The organism is Arthrobacter sp. 10N43 (assembly GCF_056394525.1).
Map to the genome: position 1 here is coordinate 264,764 of NZ_JBFTIA010000005.1, position 17,295 is coordinate 282,058.

Below are 17,295 nucleotides of genomic sequence, written 5' to 3' on the forward strand. Positions count from 1 at the left end.
CATGAGCGCACTGAACGCCGCCGCCGCAACCTTTCCGGAGCCCGGCGCACCCCTGACCCCGCTGACTCCGGCCACCCTGATCCCGGCGTCCCTGATCCCGGCGTCCGCCGGGACGCCCCCGCCTGAACCTGCCGACGATGCCGCCGACCGGGACCTTCCCCTGGACGGTTTCCGGATCGGCGTCACCTCGCACCGCCGCTCGCAGGACCTCATCGAGGCCCTCGAGCGCCGCGGTGCCGAGGTGCTTCACGCCCCGGCGCTGAAGATCGCCCCGGTCCGGGAGGACGAGAGCCTGATCGAGGACACCCGGGCCATCATCGCCGCCCGGCCCGATCTCTGCGTCGCCACCACCGCCTACGGCATGCGCCGCTGGTGCGAGGCCGCGGACACGTTCGGCATTGGCGACCAGCTGCTGGAGACCCTCTCCGCCACCCGGATGTTCGTCCGCGGGCCCAAGGCCCGCGGCGCCGTGCGTGCTGCCGGGCTCGCCGACGTCGGCATCAGCAGCGACGAAACCACCGCCACCCTCGTGGACATGCTCCTTGCCGAGGGTGTCCGCGGCAAGACCGTCGCGGTGCAGCTGCATGGTTACACCGACGTCCGCCAGCTCGAACGCCTGCGCATGTCCGGCGCCACCGTCCTGACCGTCACCCCGTACCGCTGGGTCAAACCCGACGGCGCCGACCGGCTGCCCAAGCTCATCGAAGCCGCCTGCAGCGGCAACCTGGACGTCCTGACCTTCACCAGCGCCCCCGCCGTGGACGCGATGTGGAGCACGGCCCACGAGATGGGCGTCTACAAGCAGCTCGTGGAGAGCCTGAAGACCAACGTGGCGACCGCCGTCGTCGGCCCCATCACCGCGCAGCCGCTGATCGACGCCGGGCTGCACCCGCTGATCCCGGAACGGTTCCGGATGGGCGCGCTGATCCGGCTGGTCTGCGAGCACCTGGCGCTGAACCACGTCCGCCGGCTGGACACCGCGTCCGGCAGCGTGGAGCTGCGCGGCCGCTCACTGCGCATCAACGGTGAGCCGGTCGAGATGGCCCCCGCGCCCCTGTTGCTGCTGCGTGCTCTGATCGGCGCCGGCGGGGCCGTGCTCTCCCGCGAGGCGCTCTCGGACCTGCTGGAACTGCGCGGCTCCGTGCACGCCCTGGACATGACGGTCAGCCGGCTGCGGTCCGCGCTGCCGGACACCCGGCTGGTGGAAACCGTGGTGAAGCGCGGCTACCGGATCCGGGTCTAATGGCGGTGGGCCGGGGGCTCTCCGCTGGGTGTGACCCACGACATTACCGGCCGGTAAATACTGGCGAACAGGCAGGTCAGAAGCGGCAACACCCGGGAAACACCCCGGAAAAATCGGAAGCATACGCTGGGTTTCATCAAGCACACCGGCCACACGATGGCCACCCCAGCGAAAGGGCCAGCACATGTCCGCTCCGGCATTGTCTCCCACCTCCGGCACGTCTTCCTTGACCGCAGCCGCCTCCGGCACCGCCTCTCCGACGACCGCCACAACGGCCGCCCGGCCCCGGATCGTCATCGCCGGCGCGGGTCCGGCCGCCCAGGCCCTCGTCCGGCACCTCACCCGGACCCCGTTCGCCGGCGCCGTCACGGTCCTCAGCAACCGCGATGACGCCCCCGAGGAACTGCTGGAGCTGGCAGCCCTGCCCCAGGTCTCCGTCCGCTTCGGCCAGCCGGCCAGCCACATCGACGCCGACAACCGCGTCGTCACGACGGCCGACGGCATGGACTTCACCTACGACGAGCTCGTGATCGCCACCGGTTCCGCTCCCGCCGAGACGCCGGTGGAAGGTGCCGCACGGTGCCTGAGCTATGCCACGATCGACGACGCCGCCCGGCTGGGCGAAGCCGTCAAGGACGTCACCCGGGTCCTGGGCCGGCGTCCCCTCGGTATCCTCGTCGGCACAGGCTCGGCCGCCGGCCAGGCCGAGGCTGTCCTCCGGGCCCGCGGCGTCCGCCCGATTCGCACGACGGTCCGCCCGTCCGCCATCGTTCCCACCATCGCCGGGTCCGTCCTGCCGGCGTCCGGCATCGTCTTCGAGGACGGCTCCAGCATGAACGGCGACCTCGTGATCCTTGCCGAGGAGCGCATCGCCCGCGACGAACTGGCCGCCACGGCCGGGCTGGCCACCGCTCCCGGCGGCGGGATTGTCATTGGCCAGGACTTCCGCACCTCCGTGCCGGGCATCTGGGCGATCGGCGACGCGGCAGCGTACGACGGCGTCCGGCTGGGCCTGCTGGTGGCCTCCGGTTCGGCCGCATCCGTGTGCGCGTCCCAGTTGCTTCAGGCCACCATGGCCCGGCCCCTGGCTGCTGCCGCCTGAGCGGACGGAGCATGCCCGGCCGGGGCATCGGCCGGGCATGTTCCTATGGCAAGATGGTCACCTGATAAGCCGCGCACCATGCGGCGCCGCCAAGGGCCCGCAGGCCCACAAGGCCCGGGAAGGGACCGCCGTGTCCCCAGGCCCGCCAGGAAAGGGACCACCATGAGCCACGAAGCCGCCACCGGGGGCACGCCCGACATTGCCTCTTACATCGACCACACCATGCTCAAGCCGGAAGCCAGCGAGGCGGAGATCCTCAAGGTCTGTGCCGAGGCGGCCGAGTACCGGTTCAAGTCCGTCTGCGTGAACCCGGTCTGGGTCAAGACGGTCAAGAAAGCGCTGAAGGGCTCCGGTGTCCTGACGTGCTCCGTGGTGGGATTCCCGCTGGGCGCCACGCCGAGCGACGTCAAGGCCTTTGAGGCCCGCGGCGCGGTCCTGGACGGGGCCGAAGAGGTGGACATGGTCATCAACATCGCCGCGGCCCGCGCCAATGACAAGGGCGCCCTGGTGGATGACATCGCCGCCGTCGCCGAGGCCGTCCACGAAGGCGGGGCCATCCTGAAGGTCATCATCGAAACGGCGCTGCTGGATGACGCCCAGAAGGTGCTGGCCTGCCAGGCTGCGGTGGAAGCCGGCGCGGACTTCGTCAAGACCTCCACCGGCTTCAACGGCGGCGGTGCCACGGCCGAGGACGTCGCGCTCATGCGCCGCACCGTGGGCCCGGACCTGGGTGTCAAGGCCTCCGGCGGCGTGCGGTCCCTGGCCGATGCTCAGGCTATGATTGCTGCAGGTGCAACACGTATTGGCGCCAGCTCCGGCATCGCGATCGTCAAGGGTGAACAGGGTTCGTCCGCGTACTGATCCGTGCCGGCAGCGCCCACAGTTTTGAGCCCCCAGGGGCCGAGGAGGAACACATGTCCAGCAACAACACCCAGTCCCGGCAGGTAGAGAACAGCCTCGGATCCAGCATCGCCGTGTTCGTGCCGATGATGGTCCTGTTCCTCGGCGCGATCTACTCGCTGTCCTTCCTGACGCTGGACAACGTCTGGCCGATGGCCATCTGCCTGGTCCTCTTTGCCCTCTCGTTCTGGATCCCGCAGACGCTGCTGGGCCGCTCGGATTCGGCCGGCGAGAACTAGGCGCCACGCTTAAAAGACTGAAGCTCCGGACATTTCCGGAGCTTCAGCCATTTAAGCGAGCCTAAGCAAGCCCTTCACCAGCCCCGCGCCCAGCGCCAGGACTGCCGGGAAGTGCGCCTTGGCCACGGCCAGGCCGGCGCCGAACATCCCCACCATCGCGTAGCCGCTGACCGGGATGAGGACGAACCATTCCCGCCGTGAGCCCGCCCGGCCCAGCAGCGGGATGGAGAACGCCCCGTTGGCTCTCCAGATGTTCTTGAGCAGCGGCAGTTTCCGCAGGACCTTCGGCGGCTTGATCACGATCGGCCAGAGCAGCGGCACTCCCCCGGTGGTGATCATGTCCCCCACAATGTGCACCAGCACGCCGGTGAGCATGGAGACCGGCAGCCAGGTCCACTGCTGCGGCGCGAACCACGTCACCAGGCCTGCCATGAGCAGCGCGAAGATCCAGTTGCTGACCACCCCGGATTTCGGAAAGAGCTTCAGCGCCTTCGCGGCGATGTTGATCATGAACATGCACAGCAGGCCGGCCCCGACGGACAACAGCCCCCACTGGGTCTGCACCTGGAACTGCCCGGCGAACGTGGCCAGCAGCACGAAGAACGCCGCGCCCAGCACCGAATGCGTGCCCTGCCTGTGGCCGCCGCTGACGTTCTCAATGCCGCGCGCCACCAGGTTGGACAGCGGGGGCAGCGCGTGCGCCACGGTGCTGGCGCGGTGGTCCCAGTCGCAGACCAGCGCGGTCCCCGCCGTCGCCATGGCGCCAATGACGATTCCCGTGGGATCCAGCGGGTACCAGCCGAGCGCGTACGGGCCGGTCGAGGCAATAGCTACCCACGCCGCGGCTCCCGACGCGGCGTGATGTCCTCCCATCATTCTTTTACTTCACCGCCGGTGTTGCTGCTACAGGAGTGTCAGAGAAGATGTTGCGGATGACGCCGTTGGCCCACTCGAGGATCTCGGCGTCCTGCAGGTCCCGTCCGCCGATCTTCGCCGTCTTGGGCTTGGGGATGAGCACCGCGTCCAGGGCAGGCTTGGCCTGGGCGCCCGGGTACATCCGGGTCAGGCGCATGAGCTTGGACTCGGGCAACTGCGCCGGGGAGAACTTGATGAAGTTGCCCTGCAGCGCGACGTCGGACAGACCGGCCTCGCGGGCGCCCACCCGGAACCGGGCGACGTCGATCAGGTTTGTTGCGGGCAGCGGCAGTTCGCCGTAGCGGTCCACCAGCTCGGCGAGGACCTCGTCGATCGCCTCGTACGTGATGGCGCTGGCGAGTTTGCGGTAGGCCTCCAGGCGCAGCCGTTCGCCCGGTACGTAGTCGTGCGGCAGATGCGCGTTGACCGGCAGCTCGATCTTCATTTCGGCGGCCTTTTCCTCGGCCTCGCCGCGGTATTCGGCCACGGCCTCGCCGACCAGCCGGATGTAGAGGTCGAAGCCGACGCCCTGGATGTGGCCGGACTGCTCGCCGCCGAGCAGGTTGCCGGCGCCGCGGATCTCCAGGTCCTTCATGGCCAGCTGCATGCCGGCGCCGAGCTCGTTGTGCGTCGCGACGGCCTTGAGCCGTTCCAGCGCCACCTCGCCGAGCGGCTTTTCCGAGGGGTAGAGGAAGTAGGCGTAGGCGCGTTCACGGCCGCGGCCCACCCGTCCGCGCAGCTGGTGCAGCTGGGACAGGCCGTACTTGTCCGCGCCGTCCACGATCAGGGTGTTGGCGTTGGAGATGTCCAGGCCGGTCTCGATGATGGTGGTGCAGACCAGGACGTCGAAGCGCTTTTCCCAGAAGTCCACAATGATCTGTTCCAGCCGGCTCTCGGACATCTGCCCGTGCGCCACCTCCACCCGGGCCTCCGGGACCAGTTCGCGGATCTTCGCCGCGGTGCGGTCGATCGTGGACACCCGGTTGTGGACGAAGAACACCTGGCCTTCGCGCATGAGCTCGCGGCGGATCGCTGCGGAGGTCTGCTTGTCCGTGTACGGGCCCACGTAGGTCAGCACGGGGTGCCGTTCCTCCGGCGGGGTGGCCAGAGTGGAAGTCTCGCGGATGCCGGTCAGGGACATTTCCAGCGTGCGCGGAATGGGGGTGGCGCTCATGGCCAGGACGTCCACGTTGGTGCGCATCTTCTTGAGCGCCTCCTTGTGTTCGACGCCGAAGCGCTGCTCTTCGTCCACGATCACCAGGCCGAGGTCCTTGAAGCCGAAGTCCTTGGACAGCAGCCGGTGCGTGCCGATCACGACGTCCACGGAGCCGGCCTTGACGCCGTCGGCCGTTTCCTTGGCCTCCTTGCCAGTCTGGAAGCGGGACAGCGGTTTGACCACCAGCGGAAAGCCGGAAAAACGTTCGGTGAACGTCTCGTAGTGCTGCTGGGCAAGCAGTGTCGTCGGCACCAGCACGGCCACCTGCTTGCCGTCCTGGACGGCCTTGAACGCGGCGCGGACGGCGATCTCGGTCTTTCCGTAGCCGACGTCGCCGGAGATCAGCCGGTCCATCGGGATCTCGCGCTCCATGTCGGCCTTGACCTCGTTGATGGTGGTCAGCTGGTCCGGCGTCTCCACGTAGGGGAAGGCTTCCTCGAGCTCCCGCTGCCACGGGGTGTCCGGGGCGAAAGCGTAGCCGCGGGAGGCCATCCGGGCCGAGTACAGCCGGATCAGTTCGCCGGCGATCTCCTTGACCGCCTTGCGGGCCTTGGACTTGGTGCTGGCCCAGTCCGCGCCGCCCATCTTGCTCAGCGCCGGGGTGTCGCCGCCGACGTACCTGGTGACCTGGTCCAGCTGGTCGGTGGGGACGAAGAGCCGGTCGCCCGGGGCGCCGCGCTTGGACGGGGCATATTCGAGCACCAGGTACTCGCGCACGCCGTCGCCGCCCCCGGCCACCCGGCGCTGGATCAGCTCGACGAACCGGCCGATGCCGTGCTGTTCGTGGACCACGGAGTCCCCGGCCACGAGCTGGAGAGGGTCCACGGCGTTCCGCCGCTTGGACGGCATCCTGCGCATGTCCTTGGTGGAACTGGCTGAGGTCCTGCCCAGCAGGTCAGCCTCGGTCAGCAGCGCCAGCTTGAGCGGGTCCAGGACAAAGCCGCGGCCGACGGCGGCGGTGGTCACCTCGATCAGCCCGGCCTGCGGATCCGCCTCGAGGGTGTCCACCCGCGCGCAGGGGATGTCGTTGTCGTGGAAGAGTTCCGCGAGGCGCTGCGCCGGGCCGGGGCCCTCGGTGACCACGACGATCCGCCACTGGTCGCGGACGCGGGAGCCGATGAAGTCCATCATTTCCGCCACGTCGCCCTGGTAGCCGCGGGGTTCGCGGGCGTGCAGGTTCAGGACGTCGACGTCGGGGAGCAGCTCCTCGTCGCTGGCCAGGGAGGTGATGGACCACCAGGAGACGCCGTGTTCCAGGGCGGCGGTGCGGGTTTCGGTCAGGGAACGGAAGCTGGCCGAGTGCAGGGCTTCGGACGCCGCGGAGGTCAGATCGAGCGGCGCGGTGCCGCCGTCGGACGCTGTGGACCAGGCGGCCTCGAGGAATTCCTCGTTGGTGGCGGCGAGGTCGTGGGCACGGGTGCGGACCTTTTCCGGCTCGATCACCACGGAGATGGAGCCCGCCGGGAGCTGGTCCAGGAACGGCACCATGGCGTCCACCAGGACCGGGGCCAGGGATTCCATGCCCTCGACGGTGATGCCGCCGGCGATCTTTTCCAGCATGTCCGCCGCGGCCGGAAGCTGGGACTTCAGCGTCGCCGCGCGGGACATGACGGAGGGGGTGATCAGGATTTCGCGGCACGGCGGGGCGTGGAGCTCGGTGGGGTGGTGCAGGCCGGGCGCGGTCAGCGAGCGCTGGTCGGCGACAGCGAACCAGCGCATCTGGTCCACCTCGTCGCCGAAGAACTCGACCCTGATGGGGTGGTCCTCCGTGGGCGGGAAGACGTCCAGCATGCCGCCGCGGACGGCGAATTCGCCGCGGCGGGTCACCATATCCACCCGGGCGTAGGCGGCGTCGGCGAGGCTCTTCACGACGCTGCTGAAGGGGGCCTCCTGGCCGACCTTCAGGGTCACGGGCACCAGTTCGCCCAGGCCGGCGACGATGGGCTGCACGACGGCGCGCACGGGGGCCACCACCACGCGCAGCGCACCGGCGGTGGCCGATTCGGGGTGTGCCAGGCGGCGGAGCACGGACAGCCGGCGGCCGACGGTGTCCGAGCGCGGGGAGAGCCGCTCGTGCGGCAGGGTCTCCCAGCTGGGGAACTCGGCGACGGCGTCTGCCGGCAGGAAGGCGCGCAGGGCCTCGGTCAGGTCCTCGGCCTCCCGGCCGGTAGCGGTGACGGCCAGGACCACGGGCACCGGGCTGCCTGCTTCCTTCCCCGCGAGCGTGGCCAGCCCGTCTGCCATTTCCGCGAGCAACGTGGACCGCATGCCGGCCGGGGCGCTGATCTGGTAGTCCTCGCTGCGGCCGGCGAACCCGCGGGCCGCCTCGGCCTGGATCCGGGCGTAATTCCGGTCTTCGGCGAGGACACGGCGCAAGCCGGTGAGAGAGGGGCCGTTGAGGCTCATGGCTGGAGCTCCTGATGGGATCACGGGGATGCAGGCAACACGAATAGCCGAAATTCGTGAGAATCCCGGGTCTTCCAAGCCTACCGCGCGGCCGGGGGCGGCCCGCACCGGCCCCGGACCCGGGCCCGCATCCGGGCCAGCAGGTTCGCGGCCGCCGGGGCTAGGCTGGAAGGACCGCGGCGGGCCTGGCGGCAGTCCGCAGCCGGCCACACTCCGAATGCCTTGTATCCGAATGCCTTGCATGCGCAACGATCAGGAGCCTCCCATGAACGGCAAGCCCCCAGGCCCGAACCACGATTCGACCCCGAAAACCGTGCTGGTCACGGGCGCCACCGGCTACATCGGCGGCCGGCTTGTCCCCCGGCTGCTGGAAGCCGGGCACCTTGTCAAAGTAGTGGTCCGGACGCCGGCCAAGATCGCCGGAGTGCCGTGGCTGGAGGGCGTCGAGGTGGTCCACAGCAGCCTCGACGACGGCGACGCCCTGCGGGAAGCCCTCGACGGCGTCGACGTCCTGTACTACCTGGTCCATTCCATGGCGGCCGGCGCCGGTTTCGAGGCGAAGGAAAAGGCGATGGCAGGGACGGCCGCGCGGGCCGCAGCCTCGGCCGGGGTGGGCCGGATCGTCTACCTTGGCGGCCTGCACCCGGCCGGGGCCGAACTGTCCACCCACATGCGGTCCCGGGAGGCGGTGGGAAAAGTCTTCCTGGACAGCCCCGTGGACGCCGTGGTGTTCCAGGCCGGCGTCGTCATCGGCTCCGGCTCGGCGTCCTTCGAAATGATCCGGCACCTGTCCGAGACCCTCCCGCTCATGCCGGCCCCAAGCTGGGTGCGCAACAAGATCGAGGCAATCGCGGTCCGCGACGTCCTGTACTACCTCGTGGCGGCCGCCTCACTGGAAGAGAGCATCAACCGGTCGTTCGATATCGGCTGCCGCCAGGTGCTCAGCTACGCCGGAATGATGCAGGAATACGCGGCCGAGGCGGGCCTGCCACACCGGGTGGTGCTGGCCCTGCCGGTGCCCGCGCCCAAACTGGCCGGCATGTGGGTGGCGCTGACCACGCCCATCCCGCTCTCCATGTCGCTGCCACTGGTCGAATCGCTCCAGCACGATGCCGTCTCCCGGGAGCACGACATCGATCACTACATCCCGGTGCCCGACGGCGGACTGACCCCCTACCGGCGGGCCGTGGCCCTGGCCCTGGGCAAGGAACGCGACGGCCAGGTGGAGACCACATGGGCCAGTGCCGGCGTGGACGCCGATCCCCTGCCCAGCGACCCGGACTGGTCCGGCCACACGGTGTACGTGGACGAGCGCAGCTTCCGCAGCGACGTGGACCCCCGGCACGTGTGGACCGTCATCGAAGGAATCGGCGGCCGGAACGGCTGGTACTCCCTGCCCCTTGCCTGGCAGGTACGCGGCTGGCTGGACAAGCTCACCGGCGGGGCGGGGCTGCTGCGCGGCCGCCGGCACCCCCACCTGCTGGCGGAGGGCGAGGTGGTGGACTGGTGGCGGGTCGAGCGGATCGACCGCGGCTCTCTGCTGCGGCTGAGGGCCGAAATGAGGGCCCCGGGCCGGGCCTGGCTCGAGCTCTCCGTGGAGCCGGACGGGGCGGGCAGCCGGTACCGCCAGCGCGCCATTTTCTTCCCCAAAGGCCTCAGCGGCCGCCTCTACTGGCTCGCGGTGCTGCCATTTCACAGCGTCATATTTCCCGCCATGTCGCGGAATATCACCGCCGCCGCCCGGGAGCTGGACCATCTCGAATCGGAGCCTGCCGGGCCCACCACGTAGGATGTTGGAGCCCGAATCGTCCACTTCCACATCCCGGAGGACCCCTATGGCCCTGAGTGCATCCACCAACGTTCCGCACAGCGTCGACCGCGTTACCGCGGTTTTCGTCAATGAAGACTTCCTGCGCCACACGAGCGAACTCGTCGGCGGCACCCTGGAATCCTTTGCCCTTGACGGAGACCCCGCCGGCGCTTTCAGCACCACCACCGTGCGCACCATCCCGACCACCCGGATGCCTGACCTCGCCCGGAAATTTGTCGGCGAAACCCTGAAGGTCACCCAGCTCGAGGCATGGGAAGCTCCCGCCGCCGACGGCTCCCGGCAGAGCCAGATCTCCCTCAAGGTCGCCGGCGCCCCGCTGGACGTGAAGGCTGTCCAGCGCCTTGTGTCCGAGGGCGGCAGCACCCGGATCGAGCTCGAGGGCAACGTGACCTCCTCGGTTCCGTTCCTTGGCGGCAAGATCGCCGACGCGGCCGAACCGATGGTCGGCAAGGCCCTGAACCTGCAGTCCCAGCAGGCCCAGGCCTGGCTCGAAAGCCACTGACGCCGTGGAACTGCCCGCAGTCCTCGCCGTCGTCCTGATCGTCGCCGGCGTCTGGTCCCTGGCCGTCTGGCCGCAGTTCCTGCGCCGGGTCATGAAGGACCCGCGTGCCCGCGACGCCAACGGCAAGGCCACGCGCTTCCTGACCGTCCATGTGGTCCTCGTCAGCATCTCGATGCTGCTGGGGGCTGCGACGGCGGCGATCGGCATTGCCGGGCTGTTCAGCTAGCATCCGGCGCACCGGCGGCCATACCGCCGCCGGTGTGCCGGATTTCCTGCCCTGGAGGCGTACCGACGGCTAGAATCGGCAAAAAAGGTGGACCGCTGAAAGGGGACGCCAATTGCTATCTCGCCGCGCGGCCATCTGGGCACTGGGCGCCTATGTGCTGGTCCTGGGCGTCATCGCCCTCTGGCCCGTTCCTGTGGACCAGGGCGCATCCGATCTGCTGATGCGATCGCTGCGGAAGCTGCACCGCTGGGGCGTCCCCACCTGGCTCGACTATCGGGTGGTGGAACTGACTTCCAATGTCATCCTGTTCCTCCCCCTGGGCGCCCTCGTCGCCCGGATCCTTGGCCCACGGCTGTGGTGGGGCGGGGTTGCCGTCGGTTTCGTCGCCTCGGCCCTGATTGAGCTCGCCCAGCTCATCTTCCTCCCGGCACGCTTCGCCTCAGTGGCCGACGTCGCCGCGAACACCTTTGGCGCCATGATCGGCGCCCTCGCTGCCCTGCTGCTCATGGCGTTCTCTGCTGCTGTGCGGTTCCGGCGCCCACCGCGTACGCTGTGAACAGGCCACCACGGGAGGACAACGAAAGTATGCGGATCTCGGTTATCGGTTGCGGATATCTGGGCGCGGTTCATGCCGTGTGTATGGCAAAGCTGGGTCATGAGGTTGTCGGCATCGACGTCGACGAGCACAAAGTAGCGCAGCTCTCGGCGGGCCACGCCCCGTTTTATGAACCTGTCTTGGACGATCTCCTCTCCGAGCTGGAAGAATCGGGCCTTCTGCGCTTCACCACCGACATGGCAGCCGCCCGCGGTGCCGAGGTCCACTTCATCTGCGTCGGAACGCCACAGAAACGCGGCGAGAACGGTGCCGACCTGCACTTCGTTGACGCGGCCATCGCGTCGCTCGCGCAGTATGTGTCCCCCGGCGACATTGTCGCCGGGAAATCCACCGTGCCGGTGGGATCCGCCGCACGGCTGGCCGAGGTGCTGGCAGAATCGGAGCCCGGCGCCACGCTGGTCTGGAACCCTGAATTCCTGCGGGAAGGCCATGCCGTAACGGACACCCTGAACCCGGACAGGTTTGTCTACGGGGTGCCGGACGGCAGCGAAGACCATCCAGCGGTGGCCGTCCTCGACCGGGTCTATGAGACTCCCCTCGCGGGCGGGACGCCCCGGCTGGTGACGGACTACGCCACCGCAGAGCTCGTGAAGACGGCCGCCAACTCCTTCCTGGCCACCAAGATTTCCTTTATCAATGCCATGGCCGAGGTCTGCGAAGCCACGGGCGCCGATGTGACGCGCCTGGCTGACGCGATCGGCCTCGATGATCGGATCGGCAGGAAATTCCTGAACGCCGGCATCGGCTTCGGCGGCGGCTGCCTGCCCAAGGACATCCGGGCCTTCATGGCCCGCGCCGGTGAACTGGGCGCCGACCAGGCCCTGACGTTCCTGCGGGAGGTGGACGCCATCAACATGCGGCGCCGCACCCGCGTTGTGGAGCTCACGCGGGAGCTCTGTGGCGGCACCCTGATGGGACAAAGGATTGCCGTGCTGGGTGCGGCCTTCAAACCCGAAAGCGACGACGTCCGGGACTCGCCCGCGCTGAGCGCCGCCGCGCAGCTGCAGCTGCAGGGCGCCGTCGTGACCGTTACCGACCCGCAGGCGCTGTCCAACGCCGCCAAGCGCTTCCCGGAGCTGCAGTTGGAGCCGGACCTTGAGACGACGCTGCACAAGGCCGATGCCGTGCTGCTGCTGACGGAGTGGCAGGCCTACCAGGAGCTCGATCCGCACGCGGCCAAGGCGCTCGTGTCCGCGCCGCGCATCCTGGACGGCCGCAATGTCCTGGACCCCGCCAAGTGGCGGGCCGCCGGCTGGACCTACAAGGGCCTGGGCCGGCCCTGACGCGGTGCGGTCAGGACGCCTTCAAGATACGTTCGAGGTGCGGTCAGGACGCTGTCAGGACGCCAGCGCCTGGCCGAGGGCGTCTTCCGCGGCAACCCATGAGAGCATGGCGCACTTGACCCGGGCAGCGTAGCGGGACACACCCTCAAACGCGGCGGCGTCGCCCAGGATCTCCGGATCGGCCGGCACCTTGCCGCGGGACCGCAGCACTTCGCGGAAGCTGTCAATGACGGTGCGGAGTTCCCCGACGGTCATGCCCTCGGCGAGGTCCGTCAGCACGGAGGCCGACGCCATCGAGATGGAGCAGCCGTCGCCGTCCCAGCGCAGCTCACTGACTTTCCCACCGGCCACGGACACCCGGACCGTGATTTCGTCCCCGCAGGTCGGATTCAGCTGGTGGGACTGGCCGCTGCTCGCGCCATTGGGTGCGGCCGCGGCGGCCAGGCCGCTGCCGTGCCGGGCTTTGGAGTGCTCCAGGATGATCTGCTGGTAGAGCTGGTCAAGACTCATGGATGGCCGTCCTAGGCTTTGAAGTAGGCACGGACATCGGCGACCGCGTTGAGGAACGCGTCCACATCGTCCGTGGTGTTGTACAGGTAGGTGCTGGCGCGCGTGGTGGCCGTCAGGCCGAGCCGGCGGTGCAGCGGCTGGGCGCAGTGGTGGCCCACCCGCACGGCGATCCCGCGGCTGTCCAGGAACTGGCCGACGTCGTGCGCGTGGACGCCGGCGACGTCGAACGCCGCCAGGCCGATCCGTTCCTGCCCCGCAGCGGGACCCAGCACGCGGATGCCGGGGATGGAGTCCAGGCCCTGCACGAGGCGCTGGCCGAGTTCGGCTTCCCAGGCGTGGATGCGGTCCATCCCGGTTTCGCTGAGGTAGTTCACCGCCGCGGCGAGCGCCACGGCCTGCGAAATGCGCTGGGTGCCGGCTTCGAAGCGCTGAGGGCTCGGCAGGAAACCCGCACGTTCCATGGTGACGGTGGTGATCATGGAACCGCCGGTCAGGAACGGCGGCATCGCGTTGAGCAGCTCCGAGCGGCCATAGAGCGCGCCGATTCCGGTCGGTGCGAGCATCTTGTGGCCGGAGAACACGGCGAAGTCGACGTCGAGCGCCTTGACGTTCAAGGGCAGGTGCGGCGCGGACTGGCACGCGTCGAGCACCACGAGGGCGCCCGCGGACCGGGCCAGGGCCACCAGGGCCGCCACCGGGTTGATGGTGCCCAGGACGTTGGACGCGTGCGTGAATGCCAGGACGCGGGTGCGGGGGCCCACGATGCCGGCGGCGGCGGCCAGGTCCAGGGCGCCGGCGTCGTCGATCGGGATGAACTTCACGGTCGCGCCCGTCCGGGCGGCCAGTTCCTGCCAGGGAATCAGGTTGGCATGGTGTTCCATCTCCGTGACCACGATTTCGTCGCCCGGGGCCAGGGCGAACCGGGCCGCCTCGGGTGCGGCGCCCGGCAGGGACGCGTTGAGGAAGGAGTAGGTGAGCAGGTTCAGGCCCTCCGTGGCGTTGGAGGTCCAGATCAGTTCATCCCACTGCGCCCCGACAAAGTCCGCCACGGTTTCCCGGGCGTTTTCGAAGGCTTCGGTGGCCTCGACGGCGAGGTGGTGCGCCCCGCGGTGGACCGCGGAGTTCCGCTGCTCGTAGAACTCCTGTTCGGCCTCGAGCACGCTGAGCGGGTTCTGCGAGGTGGCCCCGGAGTCCAGGTAGACCAGCGGCTGGCCGTTGACGTGCTGCTGCAGGATCGGGAAGTCGTTGCGGATCCTCAGGACCTCTTCGTTTCCGAGCGTGGCGGCAGAGCGGCGGAGGTGGGCTGGGGTGGCAACCATGGCGGAGACTCCTGGATCGGCGTTCGCTGCGGCGTACCCCTGCCGGCCTGGCAGCCGGTGCGAAATACGTCACACAGATTAAACCTAATTATCCCACGTTCCCGCAGCCCTCCTGCGCGGCCACCGCGCGGACCCGCACGCCGCGGAACTCGACGGGAGGTCCGGCATCGTAATTCTTCAGCAGGGTCAGCCATGCCCCGCCGTAGCGGGTGTCCTCGGCCGAGACGCTCCAGCCGGAGGTACCGCCCCCGTCCCGGCGGACGGCGATGCTCCACGGCCGCAGCGACACCACGAACTTCATCCACTCTCCGGCCCGCGGCGCGGGGCTGCCGGCTTGGGCGAGCCGGACCGGATCCCTGGTCCCGGCGTCGTGCCGGTAGAGCGCCAGGGTGCCGTCCGCGGCGACGTCCAGGGAATAGCCGGAGACTTTCGGGGCGGACCCGGGACGGTATGGCGCGTCGCCGTCCTGGCCAAAGGCCACCCCCGCGCCGGGGCCGGCCGCCGGGAGTCCGGAGGGCCAGCGGAGTTCGAACTCGAACTCCCAGTCCGGGGAGTTGACCGCCTCCGCCAGCGAGCCCAGCACGTAGCCGGACTGGCCCGGGCTGGAGATGCTGACGGCGCCGTCGGCAAATGCCGGCTGCCCGTCCCAGACAGCGTCGGCGGCCCACGGCAGGTCACCGGTTCCCCGGCGCCCGGCGGCGAAGCCATCTTCGCTAAGCGGTTCGTCCTGGTGCAGGACATAGCCGATGTTGGCGCAAATGAAGCCCCGCACACCGAGGTCCTGCAGGCGGGCGTACTCGCTGCGCCGGTGCAGCTCCCAGGCGAGCACCGGTTTGCCGGAGGCCACCACCTGCCGGATCATGGCCTCCGGCACGGTGTAGTGGATCCCCAGCAGGTCCGTGCGCGGGATGAGCTCCGGGACCTTGGCCTGGTCGCGCGCGACCATGTAGCCGAACGTCGTGTAGCCTTTCGCGGCGGCGAGCTTGTGCCCCGGCGACGCGGACGGCTGCTTCCACACCACGTGCTCCCGGGCCGCGGGATACTTCTCCAGCAGGGCCAGGATTTCGTCGGCGTTGGTCCCGGGCTTGTCCTCAAGGAAGATCACGTGGCTGGCCACGAAGGCGTCCAGGACGTCGGAGAGCAGCGCGATGGGTTCCAGCGGTGTGGCCGGGCCGAGCCAGGCCCGGGCATCGTTGCGCAGGGGCTCCAGGGCGGCGTAGGGCGCCCGGGCAATGGTCAGGTCAATGCCGGTCAGCCGCTGGGTGTTCAGGTCGTGGTGGCAGACCAGCACGCCGTCCGAGGTGGCGGAAACCGACACTTCGATCGCCTTCAGCCCTGCGGCCACCGCCCCCTTGTAGGCGCGCATGGTGTGCTCCGGCCAGTTGTCCCCCGAACCCCGGTGCGCGACGAAGAACGACGGCGCTGCCAGCAAGGCGGCGACCGTGAAGGGCCCCTTGTCCCCCGGCGCGGCGACGGCGCCCGTGGTGACGAATTCCTTGGCCGCGGACGCCGCGGGGACGATCCGGGGCCGCGGCCGGGCAGTGGCGCCCGGCGCGGGGCTCCCCGGACAGGCCGAGCAGCCGGCCACGCCCAGTACGGCCCCGGCTGCCGCGAAGCCCAGGAACTGCCGCCGCGCGATCACGGCGATCCTGCGCCCTGCAGGGTCACGGCGGTGCGGGCGGGGACGGCTGCGGGGACCCGTGCGCGCGTGGACGCCCTGTGTGCCCTGGCCTCGTCGGTCGCGATGACCACCATGGCCAGTACCGTCCAGATGACGATGCCGGCGGCGGACCGGGTGGCCAGGGAGCTGTAGGTCTGCGGAATGACCAGCGCCATGATCGCGGCCAGGGTCAGGCCGGGATAACCGGTCCTCATGCCGCGGCACACCAAGACGGCCATGGCACCGAAGTAGAAGACGGAGAACAGGAGGCCGATGTCGATGCCGTACATCAGGGTCGGATTCTCGAAGCTCGTTTGCAGCCCGGCCTGGACCGCCACCCGGTAGCTGGAGCCGATGCCCTGGCCGGCCACGGCAAAGTCGCTCCAGCGGCCCAGGAAGTACTCCAGGGCAATGCCGCGGGCCTCGCTGGAGCCGGTGTCGTCGGCCACCCGTCCCGCCACGCCGGCCACCAGCGGGGACACCATGATGGCCGCGCCCACTCCCGTCATCACCAGGAGCATGGCCGTCTTGACCCAGACAGGCCGGCGGGCAAAGAGCACCACCACCACGATGGCCACGGCCAGGGCCACCAGGCCCACCCGGGACTGCGAGATCAGCATACCCACGGCCATCAGTGCCAGCAGCCCGGCCTGCAGCCATTGCCGTGTCAGGCCTGCCACCAGCGGCGCCGCAACAGCCACCACCAGGGACAGGGCGAGTGGCTGGTCAAGTGTCCCCATCCAGCGGCCGGCATTCCGGGCGAACCAGTACTGGGTTTTGAACCCTGCCTCGTAGAACAGGACGTTCCCGCTCAGCCACTGCGCGACGGCCACGGCACACACGAGCGCAACAAGAGCCAGGAGCACGGTGCGCAGCACCGCCACCAGGCCCTGGCCGCGAACGGCGTCGGCAAGCAGCAGCAGGAAAAACAGCACCGGCACCACGATCTGGTCCACCAACAGGACCATGCCGCCGCCGTTGCCGGAGGTCGATGTGGCCAGGTAGGCCGCCAGGATGACCAGCCCCAGAACCAGGAACAGAAGGAAATGGGCACCCAGGACCGTCCGGATGCTGGCGGGGTCGTAAAGCAGCCGCACGAGGAAGACCGCGGCCACCAGCCACGTTGCGGCATGGACGGACATGGGACCGGAGGACACCCCGGTGAGCGTCGCGGATCCGATCGCCGGCACCAGCAGCCACAAGCCCAAGACCGCAGCCAACGGAACCCTGACGCGTTTGCGGAAGAGGAAGGCCGCCGCGAGGCACACTCCGATCCAGGCCGCCAGCTGCATCTAGGCCACCTGGCCGGACTTCACGGCCCGGCCCG

Annotated in this window: 15 protein-coding genes; 9 read left to right on the forward strand and 6 right to left on the reverse strand. The window is 69.4% G+C overall.

Going from position 1 to position 17,295, the window contains the following annotated elements; all coding sequences use genetic code 11:
• Nucleotide 1: 1 nt before the first annotated feature.
• The 4 genes from AC1DDO_RS12920 (at nt 2) to AC1DDO_RS12935 (ending at nt 3,484) form a co-directional block, all read left to right on the forward strand.
• Nucleotides 2-1,243, forward strand: coding sequence for a uroporphyrinogen-III synthase (locus AC1DDO_RS12920; protein WP_476867617.1), 1,242 nt, complete (start codon nt 2-4; stop codon nt 1,241-1,243).
• 184 nt (nt 1,244-1,427) lie between these two features.
• Nucleotides 1,428-2,345: an FAD-dependent oxidoreductase gene (locus AC1DDO_RS12925; RefSeq protein WP_476971975.1), complete on the forward strand. Its 918-nt coding sequence runs from the start codon at nt 1,428-1,430 to the stop codon at nt 2,343-2,345.
• 162 nt (nt 2,346-2,507) lie between these two features.
• Entirely contained in the window at nt 2,508-3,206 is a 699-nt protein-coding gene (gene deoC, locus AC1DDO_RS12930) for a deoxyribose-phosphate aldolase (RefSeq protein WP_476971976.1), read from the forward strand.
• Nucleotides 3,207-3,259: 53 nt separating this feature from the next.
• Nucleotides 3,260-3,484, forward strand: coding sequence for a hypothetical protein (locus tag AC1DDO_RS12935; RefSeq protein ID WP_441409274.1), 225 nt, complete (start codon nt 3,260-3,262; stop codon nt 3,482-3,484).
• A 51-nt stretch (nt 3,485-3,535) separates the two neighbouring features.
• Here AC1DDO_RS12935 and AC1DDO_RS12940 read toward each other — a convergent pair whose 3' ends face one another.
• Nucleotides 3,536-4,360 carry a metal-dependent hydrolase gene (locus tag AC1DDO_RS12940; RefSeq protein ID WP_441409273.1) on the reverse strand — a complete coding sequence of 275 codons (825 nt, stop codon included), beginning with the start codon at nt 4,358-4,360 and terminating at the stop codon, nt 3,536-3,538.
• 4 nt (nt 4,361-4,364) lie between these two features.
• Nucleotides 4,365-8,021, reverse strand: coding sequence for a transcription-repair coupling factor (mfd, locus tag AC1DDO_RS12945; RefSeq protein WP_476971977.1), 3,657 nt, complete (start codon nt 8,019-8,021; stop codon nt 4,365-4,367).
• 265 nt (nt 8,022-8,286) lie between these two features.
• Between mfd and AC1DDO_RS12950 the strand changes: the two genes are divergently transcribed.
• From AC1DDO_RS12950 to AC1DDO_RS12970, 5 genes are all read left to right on the forward strand, one after another.
• Entirely contained in the window at nt 8,287-9,810 is a 1,524-nt protein-coding gene (locus tag AC1DDO_RS12950) for an SDR family oxidoreductase (protein ID WP_476971978.1), read from the forward strand.
• Nucleotides 9,811-9,856: 46 nt separating this feature from the next.
• A complete protein-coding gene (locus AC1DDO_RS12955) occupies nt 9,857-10,354 on the forward strand; it encodes a DUF2505 domain-containing protein (RefSeq protein ID WP_476867623.1) in 498 nt (165 codons plus the stop codon).
• 4 nt (nt 10,355-10,358) lie between these two features.
• The gene (locus AC1DDO_RS12960; protein ID WP_441409269.1) at nt 10,359-10,580 is read left to right on the forward strand and encodes an SCO4848 family membrane protein; all 222 of its coding nucleotides are present in this window, start codon (nt 10,359-10,361) and stop codon (nt 10,578-10,580) included.
• A 112-nt stretch (nt 10,581-10,692) separates the two neighbouring features.
• Nucleotides 10,693-11,136 carry a VanZ family protein gene (locus AC1DDO_RS12965; RefSeq protein WP_476867624.1) on the forward strand — a complete coding sequence of 148 codons (444 nt, stop codon included), beginning with the start codon at nt 10,693-10,695 and terminating at the stop codon, nt 11,134-11,136.
• A gap of 29 nt (nt 11,137-11,165) precedes the next feature.
• Complete coding sequence (locus AC1DDO_RS12970) at nt 11,166-12,479, forward strand: UDP-glucose dehydrogenase family protein (RefSeq protein ID WP_476971979.1); 1,314 nt, start codon at nt 11,166-11,168, stop codon at nt 12,477-12,479.
• A gap of 54 nt (nt 12,480-12,533) precedes the next feature.
• Here the strand turns inward: AC1DDO_RS12970 and sufU are convergent, their stop codons facing one another.
• The 4 genes from sufU to AC1DDO_RS12990 form a co-directional block, all read right to left on the reverse strand.
• A complete protein-coding gene (sufU, locus tag AC1DDO_RS12975) occupies nt 12,534-12,989 on the reverse strand; it encodes a Fe-S cluster assembly sulfur transfer protein SufU (protein ID WP_476867626.1) in 456 nt (151 codons plus the stop codon).
• Between the two features lie 11 nt (nt 12,990-13,000).
• The gene (locus tag AC1DDO_RS12980) at nt 13,001-14,308 is read right to left on the reverse strand and encodes a SufS family cysteine desulfurase (RefSeq protein WP_476971980.1); all 1,308 of its coding nucleotides are present in this window, start codon (nt 14,306-14,308) and stop codon (nt 13,001-13,003) included.
• A gap of 88 nt (nt 14,309-14,396) precedes the next feature.
• Nucleotides 14,397-15,950, reverse strand: a complete 1,554-nt coding sequence (locus AC1DDO_RS12985; RefSeq protein WP_476971981.1) for a glycerophosphodiester phosphodiesterase — start codon at nt 15,948-15,950, stop codon at nt 14,397-14,399.
• A complete protein-coding gene (locus tag AC1DDO_RS12990) occupies nt 15,947-17,260 on the reverse strand; it encodes a hypothetical protein (RefSeq protein ID WP_476971982.1) in 1,314 nt (437 codons plus the stop codon). The genes AC1DDO_RS12985 and AC1DDO_RS12990 overlap by 4 nt, the downstream gene beginning before the upstream one ends.
• Between the last annotated feature and the right edge of the window lie 35 nt (nt 17,261-17,295).

Excerpts from the sequence above, each read along its gene's own strand:
- AC1DDO_RS12920 (WP_476867617.1), top strand. The coding sequence starts at position 2 with ATGAGCGCACTGAACGCCGCCGCCGCAACCTTTCCGGAGCCCGGCGCA.
- AC1DDO_RS12925 (WP_476971975.1), top strand. The coding sequence starts at position 1,428 with ATGTCCGCTCCGGCATTGTCTCCCACCTCCGGCACGTCTTCCTTGACC.
- deoC (WP_476971976.1), top strand. The coding sequence starts at position 2,508 with ATGAGCCACGAAGCCGCCACCGGGGGCACGCCCGACATTGCCTCTTAC.
- AC1DDO_RS12935 (WP_441409274.1), top strand. The coding sequence starts at position 3,260 with ATGTCCAGCAACAACACCCAGTCCCGGCAGGTAGAGAACAGCCTCGGA.
- AC1DDO_RS12940 (WP_441409273.1), bottom strand. The coding sequence starts at position 4,360 with ATGATGGGAGGACATCACGCCGCGTCGGGAGCCGCGGCGTGGGTAGCT.
- mfd (WP_476971977.1), bottom strand. The coding sequence starts at position 8,021 with ATGAGCCTCAACGGCCCCTCTCTCACCGGCTTGCGCCGTGTCCTCGCC.
- AC1DDO_RS12950 (WP_476971978.1), top strand. The coding sequence starts at position 8,287 with ATGAACGGCAAGCCCCCAGGCCCGAACCACGATTCGACCCCGAAAACC.
- AC1DDO_RS12955 (WP_476867623.1), top strand. The coding sequence starts at position 9,857 with ATGGCCCTGAGTGCATCCACCAACGTTCCGCACAGCGTCGACCGCGTT.
- AC1DDO_RS12970 (WP_476971979.1), top strand. The coding sequence starts at position 11,166 with ATGCGGATCTCGGTTATCGGTTGCGGATATCTGGGCGCGGTTCATGCC.
- sufU (WP_476867626.1), bottom strand. The coding sequence starts at position 12,989 with ATGAGTCTTGACCAGCTCTACCAGCAGATCATCCTGGAGCACTCCAAA.
- AC1DDO_RS12980 (WP_476971980.1), bottom strand. The coding sequence starts at position 14,308 with ATGGTTGCCACCCCAGCCCACCTCCGCCGCTCTGCCGCCACGCTCGGA.
- AC1DDO_RS12990 (WP_476971982.1), bottom strand. The coding sequence starts at position 17,260 with ATGCAGCTGGCGGCCTGGATCGGAGTGTGCCTCGCGGCGGCCTTCCTC.